The sequence below is a fragment of the Ensifer sp. ENS03 genome, from assembly GCF_014852035.1.
Lineage (GTDB): Bacteria > Pseudomonadota > Alphaproteobacteria > Rhizobiales > Rhizobiaceae > Ensifer > Ensifer adhaerens.
Genome location: NZ_JACVAV010000008.1, coordinates 267,045 through 278,394 on the forward strand (window position 1 = coordinate 267,045; position 11,350 = coordinate 278,394).

The following is an 11,350-nucleotide window of genomic DNA, read 5'->3' on the forward strand; positions in this document are numbered from 1 at the left end:
CATGCTTGATTTCCTCGAGCTCGAAGAAACCGTCGGACGAGCCTGGCACCGTTTCGTCGGCAACACCAGAACCTGGCGGCGTTATCCGGAGGAGGCGGTGAAGCTCGCCGACATGCTGCCGGTGCTCGGCGTTTGCTTTCGCGGACATGGCGGCGAGCCAGCGGTGCAGATCGTGCCCGCCCGCGGGCGCACGTCGACCCATCGCTTGCGGTGGCGGCAGCGCATGGGACTTGGCGAAGAGAAACTCGTCCAGCCGGCGCGCGACCACGCGTCCTTGATGCTGCCGGGCGAGATCGACATTTTTCCGACGAAAGACCTGAACCGGGATCTCTATCACTGGCTCGTCGCCTATATGGCGACGATGCCGGTCGACCCCGTCAGCGAGACCGATCCGCTCCGTCGTGACCTGGCGCTGATATCGCGCGCGCTGGAGACGGTCGAGGACGTCTTCCAACGGTTCCCAGGCCTTAGGCGGCGCTATCGGCGTCTGGCCGAGGCGACCCTTGCCGAGCGGAAGCGGGGCGCTCTGCCGTCGATCGAGCAGCATCTTGAAAACCGCATCCTGCGGCTGTTGCGCAGGGCCACAGGCGAGGCAGATACGACGCTGCCGGTGATCTTCCCACATCGTGCGCCGCCCGGCTACCTGCCGATGCTGCCGATGCCGCTATGGCCGGACACGCTGTTGCGGGGCGAAACCACGACCGTGCGTGACGAAGATGTGGCCGCGACAGCGGGCACGCAGAGTGAGGGTGTCGAGGTTGAGCGCCACGTGGCGGTGCGCGAAAACCCGGAGAACCGCAAGGGCGAACGCAGCCCGTTCATCCTCAATCGCTTCGAGAAGATCCTGGCCATGGCCGAGATGGTCAACGTCGACCGTCCCGGCGACGACAGCGACGACCACGACAGCAAGGCTGCCGAGGAACTGGACGACATGACGCTCGGCGAGCGCAAGGGACGGCCCTCGGCGCGATTCCGCTTCGATCTCGATCTGCCGCCGGAAGCCGTCGATCCGACGCCGCTGACGGCCGAGCTGACCTATCCCGAATGGAACTACCGGACCGGGCAGTACCTCAAGGACCATTGCCGCGTGCTGGCAATGCCGGCTTCCGCCCAGGAAGAGCGGAGCGAACTGACCGAGGAAAGCCGGAGCTTGATCCGCCGGGTGCGGCGCCAGTTCGAAGTGCTGCGCCCGCGGCACGAGATGCTGCGTGCACAACTTGACGGCGCCGATCTCGATCTCGACGCGGTCGTGCGTGCCCGCACCGATCTCGCCGCCGGCGGCCAGGGCAGCGACCGCATCCATCTGATGAGTCGGCCGCAGGTGCATGACCTGGCGGTGACGATCCTCGTCGACGTGTCGCTGTCGACCGATTCCTGGTCAGACAACCGGCGGGTGCTCGACGTGGAAAAAGAAGCTTTGCTCATCCTTGCGCACGGGCTGTCGGCCTGCGGCGACAACCACTCGATCCTTACCTTCACCTCAAGGCGGCGTGACTGGGTGCGGGTGGAAACCGTGAAGGCCTTCAACGAGGCTATGGGGCCGCTGGTCGAAGCGCGCATTGCCGCACTGAAACCCGGCTACTATACCCGCATCGGTGCTGCGATCCGGCATGCCTCGGCCGAGCTTCGTCGGCAGCCGAACCGCAAGAAGCTCTTGCTTGTTCTGACCGATGGCAAGCCCAACGATATCGATCACTACGAGGGGCGTTTTGCGCTCGAGGATAGCCGTCGCGCGGTCACGGAGGCACGGCGCAGCGGCATAAACACCTTCGCTGTCACGGTCGACCGGGAGGCGAAGTCCTACGTGCCCGCCATGTTCGGCCAGAACGGCTATTCCGTAGTCGGCAACATCTCGCGGCTGCCGGCGGCACTGCCGGCGATCTACCGCAATCTGGTGGGGTAGGGCGGTCCCCAAGTCGAGAGAGAAGCAAGAGGCCCTGCAACCGCCGGGCCTCTTTGATTCAACGGAAGCCGTATGCCCGCCGCGCGTGCGCCGTTTCGCGGCCATTCGGGACGGATTTGCCGATCCGCTCGCGGCTATTCTCGGGGGGAGGAGGCTGGGTCTCGATGCTCGGGAAAAGCCGGGCATGACGTGTTGGATGGGCAGTTTTGCCAAAGTGTATCGCTGAGCTGCCAGCGATGGCTGCCGGCGACAAGCTTGGAAACGGCTCGTTTTCAGGGAGCGCAGTTGCCCCAAACTTCGTCATCGTCACCCTTGAGGCGAGGATCCAAGGCGCATCCAAACGTATTTCGTGGCACAAAACAACGAAGTGCTCGGGTCGAGCATGACGTAAGAGACGGACGGCGCTTTGCCGGCGTGATTGCGCCGGGAATGCTTGGCAATAGCCAAACCTTCCCGGCGACCAGCGCCCTCAAGCCGCCTTGCTGTGCACCCTCTGGGACTCGTCGATATAGGCATCGAAGGCCGCCGCCACCGCGCGGATGACGAAGCGGTGCTCGGGACGCACAGTGATGACGCCATCAGCGATATCGATCACGCTATCCTTTCGCAGTTCGGCCAGTTTGCTATTGCCGTCGACGAACGATTGCCAGTCCCGGCCATGCGCTGCGGCGATTGCGGAAATATCCGCGCTGAAATCGCACATCAGCCGCTCGATGATCGCGGCGCGCAAACGGTCCTCGTCGGTCAGTCGGTAGCCCTTGGTGGTTGCGAGCCGTCCCGATGCGATGCGGCTTGCATAGACGCCGGGGGGCACCTCGTTCTGGACATAACCGTCGCGCGAGCGGCCGATTGCCGAGGCGCCGAAACCGATCAGCGTTTCGCAAGTGTCGGTCGTGTAGCCCTGGAAGTTGCGGCGGAGTTGCCCAGCCTCCTGTGCGGTGACGAGATCGTCGTCAGGAAGCGCAAAATGATCGAGGCCGATCTGGCGGTAGCCGGCTTTGACCAGCGCTTCGCTGATCGCCATCGCCTGTTCGGCGCGGGCGGCACTGTCGGGCAGCGCGTTCTCGTCGATCATACGCTGGTGCTTCTTGAAGCTCGGCACATGGGCGTAACCGAAAACCGCGAACCGTTCCGGCCGCATCGCGACGGCCGCTTCGACCGTCTCGACGCAGGAGCGCACCGTCTGATGCGGCAGGCCGTAGATCAGGTCGAAATTGATGCCACCGATGCCCGCGCCGCGCAGATGGTCGACGGCTTCGGCCGTCTGCTTTTCGCTCTGGATGCGGTTGATCGCCTTCTGCACGACGGGATCGAAGCTCTGTACGCCGAGGCTGGCACGCCTAACGCCGCCTTCGCCGAGTGCCTGGGCCATGGCAAGCGTCAGCCGGCGCGGATCGATCTCGACGGCGACATTGGCTGATGGTGACAGCGCGAAGCGCTCGCCCATCAACGTCATCAGCGCAAGGAATTCACGTGGCTCGATGATCGTCGGCGTGCCGCCGCCAAAATGTACCTCCGAGACCGGAAGCGGCCGGCCAATGGTATCGGCGACCATGCGGATCTCGTCTCGGAGCACATCGAGATAGTCGAGGATCGGATCGTCCTTCTTGGTGATCGTCGTGTGGCAGCCACAGTACCAGCACATGGAACGACAGAAGGGGATGTGCAGGTAGAGCGACACGTTCTGCCCCTCGGGGATCGCCTTCAGCCAGTCGCCGTAGGTGTGATCGTCGACATCAGCGGCAAAGCGCGGTGCGGTCGGGTAACTCGTGTAGCGCGGCAGGCGCATTTCACCGTATTTCAGGAGCGCGGAAGCTAACATTTCGTCCTCATCTGGGTGGCGATGGATACAGCTTTTGTAGGCCGCGCTGGCAGGCACCTCTTTGCGAAAAGTCAAGGACGGGGTTGGTCGAGGCCAAAGCGAGATTTGTTTGCGCTTCGACAAAATGTCGCGGCGGCGCTGTCGCTAGGTTGCGGAAATCCGGGGCGTGTGCGCCGGCGTTTCCCGGATCATCATCAAACCACGGCGCTCAGAATCGGATAACCATGACCATTGCAGAGACCGACAAGCCCTTTATCGATGTGCGGACGATCCCGCCGGTAGAACGCCATCCGAAAATCTTCGGCATGTTGAACGCACTTGCCGAGGGTGGCGCCTTCATCATCGTTAACGACCACGATCCGCGTCCACTGCACTACCAGCTGGAAACCCGCTATCCGGGCGAATTCACCTGGGAATACCTCGAGCAGGGGCCGGAGGTCTGGCGAGTTGAGATCGGTCGGCAACAGTCCTCCGGCTGTGACTGCTGCTGCGGCGGGCACTGAGCCCCTGGTGTCCTTCAAGAGCGGGGTGAGAAAAAGCGTGCGTCATTTTCCGCTCTCATCCCGCTCCCACTTAGCAGAATCGATCACGCTTGTTCGGCTCGACCAGAGCCATCGTGATCCAAGGGTTGAACCACCATGTTCGCAGCCACGCTATCCCGCTGGACCATGTCCTATTTCGCGGCCGCGCTGATTTTCCTCGTCCTTGGCGAGACCATGATGGTTCTCGGCTTTGGTTATCCGGTCTTAGCCCTTGAGGCGCCTGAAACGCTGGCGCTCGTCCATATTGTCGCTCTCGGTTGGCTAAGCCTGCTGATGACCGGCGCATTGCTGCAATTCGTACCTGTTCTCGTCGGCCAGCCGCTGTCCTTGCCGACCGTCGCCCTGCCGGCGCTCCTGTTTCTTATCGTCGGCATCGCCACCCTGACCCTCGGCTTCGTCGGTCTTTCCGGTGCGAACGATGTTCCCGTGACGCTGCTTCCTCTTGGAGCCGCTTTCTCGATCGTTGGCTTTTCGGTGCTGGGCTTTTCCTTCGCAGTCACGCTTTGGCATGCACGCCCCCTGCCACTACCGGCCCGCTTCGTCGCGGTCGGCCTTGCCGCTCTCTTCGGCACGATGCTGCTCGGCGGCGTCTATGCTGGCGTGCTCTCGGGCCTGATCGACGCGGCGGGCGCGATCGACCTCACCGTCGATGGTCTCTCGCTTCATGCCTCCCTCGGCCTCTGCGGCTGGTTGAGCTTCACCACCATGGGCGTCAGCTATCGACTTTTGACCATGTTCATGCTGTCGCCAGACAAAGAGCGGACAAGCAGCCGTGTTGTCTTCATGCTTGGTGCCTTTTGCCTCGGCGTTCTGGCGGCCGCAGTGCCCGTCATTCTCGTGGGCACCGTTGGTCGCTCGCCGCTTTTCCTCCTTGCCGTCGGTTCCGGCGCGGCCGTGGTCGCGATCTATGTCGGCGATATCCTGCGTATCTATCGGGAGCGCCGGCGCAAGGCGATCGAACTCAACAGCCGCGCCAGCATCGGCGCCTTCGTGTCACTGGTCGCCGCGGCTATGCTCTTCGTCGCGCTGCTCTCGGCCGGCCGCCTTGATGAGGCTATCGGCGCCGTTATTTATCTCGCCACCTTTGGATGGCTGACGGGCATGGGGCTCGCCCAGCTCTACAAGATCGTGCCGTTCATGACCTGGCTCGAATGTTACGGGCCGGCGCTTGGGCGCATGCCGACCCCGAGGGTCCAGGACCTCGTCAGCGAAACGTCCGCCCTTCGCTGGTTCCGGCTCTTTTATCTGACGGTCGCGGTTGGCTCGCTCGCCCTCCTGATCGGCAGCGCGCCTATTTTTCGTTTTGCAAGCCTCGGCCAGTTGATTGCCGTCAATGCGCTCATCCTGGAGTTCGTGCGAACACGGCGACTGATCAACGTTCCGGCCGAACTTCGATTGCCTGATGGACTTGTTCGACCAGGCCTGTTTCTGCCATCTTTTCCTCACGGAGGTTCCCATGAGCCAAGATCCTTATGAACTCGACGTCCGACCGCACTTGCGCGGCGGCAGCGACCCGTTCCAGGCCATCATGAATGCAGTCGACAGCCTGGCGCCGGGCCAGGCGCTGAAGCTGATCGCGACCTTCCGGCCCGTTCCGCTCTTCAGCGTCATGGCGGGTCGCGGCTTCACCCATCAGGACCGCCCGCTCGACAATGGCGACTGGGAGGTTCTGTTTACGCCCGAAGGCGAGGTCGAGGGGATCAGGCTTTCGGTCAGCGAAACGGATCTCGACGCCTGGCCCGACCCGAGCCGCCAGCTCGACCTGACGGAGCTCGATCCGCCGGAGCCTATGGTGCGCATTCTGGCAGCGGCCGAGAAGATGGCCGAAGGCGAGGTTCTGTTCGCCTTGCTCGCGCGCGAACCGCTATTCCTTTATCCGGAGCTCGCCAAGCGCGGCCACAAATGGGCCGGCAATTTCGATGCGACCGGCGAGACCTACCGGATCCTCATCCGCATCGGTGGGAGGCGCTCCCATGTCGGCGCCTGAAACCCTGGACCTCGAGGCGAGGATCCGCGATGCCTTGCGCATCATCATCGACCCCGAAATGGGCAAGAACGTCGTCGATCTCGGCCTGATCTATGACATCGACGTTCAGGAGGGCGGCATTGCCCGTGTCACCATGACGACGACGATCAAGGGCTGCCCGGCGACTGCCTTCCTCAAGGAAGCGGTGCAGAACTGCGTCTGGTATGTGCCGGGTGTCGAATATGCCGAGGTCCGGCTGACGTACGAGCCGCCGTGGACGCCTGACATGATCGCCGACGGCGCGTTGGAACTTGGCCACGGCAGCATCTTCTAGGACCAGCCTTCTAGAAAAGAAAAGGCGCCGCATCTGCGGCGCCTTTTGCGTTGGGTATCGACGTCCGGTCAGGGTGAGGCGCGCGGCGCGCGGCGCTCGCGCACCAGCATCGGTCCGTATTCGAGCGTGAACAGCACAAAGGCCGCGATCCACAATGCACCCGAGAGCGCGATCAGGTGATGATAATGCTCCGGCAGCACCTCGGCCAGCGGCCGGATTAGCGCGGCGCCCGCGATCGCGACATAGGAGGCGCTGGTGAGTGCCGATCCCACCAGCGGCCGCCCGGTATGGCCGCGAGTGGCGCGCGTCATCACGGCGAGCATCATGAAGGCGATCACGCCGACGGTCAGCACATGCATGACCGGGTAGTCGCTGAGGAGCTCGATCGCGCCGGCCGATATGGCCAGGAAGCCGAGCGGCACGAAGGCGTAAGCCGCGTGCAGAACGAAGAGCAGCTTCTCCGGCCAGGTCGGTGATCCGTGCCAGCGCAGCAACCGTACCGTATGAAAGGCGCACGCGATCACCGCAATCGCTGCGGTGACGATGTGAACGGGCGCGAAGGTCCAGGCACCGAGCGCTGCAACGCCGATCAGGATCGCCGCGGTGTCGAACCTGTTGTAGGGCACGGGGAAATCGGTGCGGCCAACTTTGTTCAGCCAGTTGCGAGTGAAGCTCGGCACGATGCGTCCGCCGACGATCATGATCAGCATGGTGTAGGCCCCGATCGCCAGCCGCGCTGCGGCGTCGACATCGAGATTACCGAGGACCGAGAGGTGGAACCAGATATTGGCGGCCGACAAAATTATGAGCCCGCCGATCACCTTGAGGTCCTTCCACTTGCGACCGACGATCACCTCGCGCGCGCAGATCAGCAACAGCACCGGCAGAAACAGCGCCTCGACAGCGGCTGCGACGGGTAGGCCGATGATGCCGCTCGACAGGAGAGCAACCCGACCAATGACCCAGAGTCCGAAGAGGGCAGCGAGCGGTCGGCCGGAAACCGGCAGCCTTCCCGTCCAGTTCGGGATCGCCGTCAACAGAAAGCCGCCGAGAACGGCGGAGGAAAAGCCAAACAGCATCTCATGCGCGTGCCAATGGGCGGCACCGTAGTCGCCGGCTAGGTCTAGTCCGAGAATCAGTGCGGCGATCCACAGCGCCATGGCGCCGATCGCCCAGAGGGCGGCTGCGAGGAAGAACGGCCGAAAGCCATAGGAGAAGAGCACCGGGCCGGTGGTCGAGAGTCCGCGCGGAATGCCGCCGCTCGGTTTCGGTCTTATCAATCTGTCCAACATGGTCGTGTTCCTCGTCGTGCGTCCTTGCGGACTTGCGGATGAGGCTTGATCTATCAATGGGTTCGAAGGCCCTCTTTGCGAAAACGCAAGTATCGCTGCCCGGTCGGACCGCCGACGTCGCAAGGCGTAAAGAAAAGCGATCTCCTCGCAACGATTTGTTCCAAGACAAAGACGAGATTCGTCTGTGGTTCTACTTCTCTAGTGACTGCTGGGGGACCGGTGGTCGAGACCGGAGGTGAGGCCGCCAAAGTCGGCGCCGCCCACCCTAACTCGTTGAATACAGGCGCGTTTCGCAGAAGGCCAATCCCGGCCGCTGGAACGCGCCGAAGGAGAGCAAGATGACTGAACAACTTCAGATGACCCGCCGGACGATGCTTGCCGGCGCTGCCCTGGCGGGCGCGGTTGCGCCGCTTCTCCACACCGCTCAGGCGCATGCCGCTGGCGCTGCCGCGGCAGCCGGTGCTGCCCCCGTCGATATCTCGACCCTGCCTCGCGTGAAGGTCGACCTCGTCAAGCCGCCTTTCGTGCACGCCCATGACCAGGTCGCCAAGACCGGACCGCGCGTCGTCGAGTTCACCATGACGATCGAGGAAAAGAAGCTGGTGATCGACCGCGAGGGCACTGAGATCCACGCGATGACCTTCAACGGTTCGGTGCCTGGTCCGCTGATGGTGGTGCATGAGAACGACTATGTTGAACTGCGGCTGATCAACCCTGACACCAACACGTTGCTGCACAACATCGACTTCCACGCCGCAACCGGTGCGCTCGGCGGCGGGGCGCTGACCCAGGTGAACCCGGGCGAGGAAACCACGCTTCGTTTCAAGGCGACCAAGCCCGGCGTCTTCGTCTACCATTGCGCGCCGGAGGGCATGGTGCCCTGGCACGTCACCTCGGGCATGAACGGCGCCATCATGGTGCTGCCGCGCGACGGACTGAAGGACGAGAAGGGCCAGCCGCTGACGTACGACAAGATCTACTATGTCGGCGAGCAGGACTTCTACGTGCCGAAGGACGAGGCCGGGAACTACAAGAAGTACGAAACCCCCGGCGAAGCCTATGAAGATGCTGTCAAGGCGATGCGCACGCTGACCCCGACCCACATCGTCTTCAACGGTGCGGTCGGCGCGCTGACCGGCGACCATGCTTTGACTGCGGCCGTGGGCGAGCGTGTGCTCGTCGTCCATTCGCAGGCCAACCGCGATACGCGGCCGCACCTGATCGGCGGGCATGGTGACTATGTCTGGGCGACCGGCAAGTTCCGCAACCCGCCGGATCTCGACCAGGAAACCTGGCTCATTCCGGGCGGAACCGCGGGCGCTGCCTTCTACACCTTCCGCCAGCCGGGTGTGTACGCCTACGTCAACCACAACCTGATCGAGGCGTTCGAGCTGGGTGCCGCCGGCCACTTCAAGGTGACCGGCGAATGGAACGACGATCTGATGACATCGGTCGTCAAGCCGGCGTCGATGTAGCCGGGTGACGGCGGATGATCGCGGGGCCGCGCTCACAGCGACCCCACGCGCGAACAAAGGCACGCGCTTGCCGGCGCGTGCCACTTCCCCCGGAGACCTTCCATGCCCACCACCAAGAAAACTGCGGTTTCGCTCCTCTCGCTAGCAGCACCGGTCGTCCTTTTGGCGGCAATCGGCGGCGTACTTTCGGCGAAGGTGGGGCTGTTCGACGATCTCAAGGACGGCATCGATCCGTCGATCAGGCCGCCGGTGACCGTGACGATCGCGCCGCGACAGATGAGCTATCGGGCGGAGGGACACTTCCTGAAGAACGGTTTTGCCGTCGACGCGCCGATCGTGGTGGCAGCCATCAAGCAGCCGCTCGAGATCATGAAGTATCAGGTGACGCGCGACGACTACGAACGCTGCGTCGCCGATGGCGGCTGCCAGCAGCCGGAGGGCGGCCATGGCGCCGGCCTGTCGGGTGTGCCGATGACTGGGGTCAACTACACGGACGCGACCGACTATGCGGCGTGGCTGACCAAGAAGACCGGCGAGGTCTGGCGCCTTCCGACCGACCAGCAATGGGCGTTTGCCGCCGGGTCCAAATTCCCCGACGATGCGCTGGGGATCGACGGCACCAAGGACAATCCGGCGCTGCGCTGGCTTGCGGACTACGAGCGCGAATCCAGCCGGCAGAGGGCGAAGAACCCCATGCCTCTGCCCACGGGCGCCTTCGGTGAGAACGAATACGGGGTTGCCGATCTCGACGGCAATGTCTGGGAATGGACCGAGACCTGCCACCGCCGCGTCACCCTCGGTGACGACGGCGAGGTGCTGAAGGAGGCTCCCGCTTGCGGCATCTTCGTCGTCAACGGCAAGCACCGGGCGTCGATGAGCTTCTTCATCCGGGATCCGAAGAGCGGCGGCTGCGCCGTCGGCGTGCCGCCCGACAATCTCGGTTTCCGGCTCGTGCGCGACGGCCGCTGGTATTCGGGCTACCTCTATGCCTTTGAACGGCGGCTCCACGGTGCTGGCTGAGATGAGACGGCCGATGAAATTGCTGGGAAAACCATCGCTCGGGCATAAATGCCGGGTCCTTTTGCAGGACCCGGCACTATGCTAGAGCAAAGGCAATTTCAAATCGGCAGGATATAGGGCCAACGTGGCTGCACTCGATCGCACACTCGTCAAATCGCTCCCCCTGTTTCAGAAGATGAGCGACCCGGAACTGGACACGCTGCTGACGCGCGCCACGGTGCGGCGCGTGCCGCAGAACGAAGCCGTGTTCGAACAGGGGGCGACGGCCGATTTCTTCTTCCTACTGCTGAATGGCCGGCTGAAGGTGACACAGGTCACCAAGGACGGGCAGCAGATCATCGTGCGGGTCGTCAATCCCGGCGATCTCTTCGGTTTTGCCCGAGCGCTCCAGCGCAGCGACTATCCGGGCACCGCAACGGCGGCGACCGAAAGCCTGGTTCTCGCCTGGCCGACGGAGCTCTGGAACATCTTCGTCGAGAAAAATCCTCACCTTGCGGTCAATGCCCTCCACACCATCGGCCAGCGGCTCGACGAGGCCCATACCCGTATCCGCGAGATGTCGACCGAAGAGGTCGAGCGCCGCGTCGCGCACACGGTGCTCCGGCTCGCCGAACAGGCTGGCAAACCCGAAAGCGGCGGCATCCGCATCGACTTTCCGATCTCACGCCAGGATATCGCCGAGATGACCGGGACAACGCTGCACACGGTTTCGCGCATCCTCAGCGCCTGGGAGGGGCAGGGTCTCGTCGTCGGCGGACGACAGAAGCTGACGCTGAAGGACATTCCCGGGCTGCGGCGCCTGGCGGAGCGCGCCGACAACTAGCCCGACCCTTGATCGCCTCCATATGGGGCAAGGCCGTCCGTCCCAAGAACGACAGATCACCGACCCTCAACGACCGGTCGTTTCTCGAACCCTGGTGATGCCGGTCCATGAATGGTTGAATCGGCTCGCGTAATTCACCAGTATCGGCAATTGCATGACAATGGCCATGACAC

The 11,350-nt window shown here is 63.4% G+C and carries 10 protein-coding genes; 8 read left to right on the forward strand and 2 right to left on the reverse strand.

Translation table 11 applies throughout. The features are described 5' to 3' along the window. Position 1 precedes the first annotated feature (1 nt). Positions 2–1,903 (forward strand): nitric oxide reductase activation protein NorD, encoded by a 1,902-nt coding sequence (locus IB263_RS25165; protein WP_060521136.1) that lies wholly within the window; start codon positions 2–4, stop codon positions 1,901–1,903. A 469-nt stretch (positions 1,904–2,372) separates the two neighbouring features. Here IB263_RS25165 and hemN read toward each other — a convergent pair whose 3' ends face one another. Beyond that, the gene (gene hemN, locus IB263_RS25170; RefSeq protein WP_060521137.1) at positions 2,373–3,725 is read right to left on the reverse strand and encodes an oxygen-independent coproporphyrinogen III oxidase; all 1,353 of its coding nucleotides are present in this window, start codon (positions 3,723–3,725) and stop codon (positions 2,373–2,375) included. A 224-nt stretch (positions 3,726–3,949) separates the two neighbouring features. Between hemN and IB263_RS25175 the strand changes: the two genes are divergently transcribed. The 4 genes from IB263_RS25175 (at position 3,950) to IB263_RS25190 (ending at position 6,567) form a co-directional block, all read left to right on the forward strand. Further along, complete coding sequence (locus tag IB263_RS25175) at positions 3,950–4,228, forward strand: DUF2249 domain-containing protein (RefSeq protein WP_034790571.1); 279 nt, start codon at positions 3,950–3,952, stop codon at positions 4,226–4,228. A 135-nt stretch (positions 4,229–4,363) separates the two neighbouring features. Then, on the forward strand, positions 4,364–5,743 hold the full coding sequence (locus IB263_RS25180) for a hypothetical protein (RefSeq protein WP_192439222.1): 1,380 nt from the start codon (positions 4,364–4,366) through the stop codon (positions 5,741–5,743). Beyond that, complete coding sequence (locus IB263_RS25185; RefSeq protein ID WP_034790568.1) at positions 5,724–6,254, forward strand: DUF2249 domain-containing protein; 531 nt, start codon at positions 5,724–5,726, stop codon at positions 6,252–6,254. The genes IB263_RS25180 and IB263_RS25185 overlap by 20 nt, the downstream gene beginning before the upstream one ends. Continuing rightward, positions 6,241–6,567: a metal-sulfur cluster assembly factor gene (locus IB263_RS25190; RefSeq protein ID WP_034790566.1), complete on the forward strand. Its 327-nt coding sequence runs from the start codon at positions 6,241–6,243 to the stop codon at positions 6,565–6,567. The genes IB263_RS25185 and IB263_RS25190 overlap by 14 nt, the downstream gene beginning before the upstream one ends. A 68-nt stretch (positions 6,568–6,635) precedes the next feature. Here IB263_RS25190 and IB263_RS25195 read toward each other — a convergent pair whose 3' ends face one another. Continuing rightward, positions 6,636–7,859, reverse strand: coding sequence for an NnrS family protein (locus IB263_RS25195; RefSeq protein ID WP_060521139.1), 1,224 nt, complete (start codon positions 7,857–7,859; stop codon positions 6,636–6,638). Positions 7,860–8,197: 338 nt separating this feature from the next. On the opposite strand from IB263_RS25195, the gene nirK reads away from it, so the two are divergent. From nirK to IB263_RS25210, 3 genes are all read left to right on the forward strand, one after another. Then, a complete protein-coding gene (gene nirK, locus IB263_RS25200; RefSeq protein ID WP_034790564.1) occupies positions 8,198–9,334 on the forward strand; it encodes a copper-containing nitrite reductase in 1,137 nt (378 codons plus the stop codon). A gap of 102 nt (positions 9,335–9,436) precedes the next feature. After that, a complete protein-coding gene (locus IB263_RS25205; RefSeq protein ID WP_113293272.1) occupies positions 9,437–10,354 on the forward strand; it encodes an SUMF1/EgtB/PvdO family nonheme iron enzyme in 918 nt (305 codons plus the stop codon). A gap of 175 nt (positions 10,355–10,529) precedes the next feature. Beyond that, the gene (locus IB263_RS25210) at positions 10,530–11,177 is read left to right on the forward strand and encodes a Crp/Fnr family transcriptional regulator (RefSeq protein ID WP_082566519.1); all 648 of its coding nucleotides are present in this window, start codon (positions 10,530–10,532) and stop codon (positions 11,175–11,177) included. The last annotated feature ends 173 nt before the right edge of the window (positions 11,178–11,350 follow it).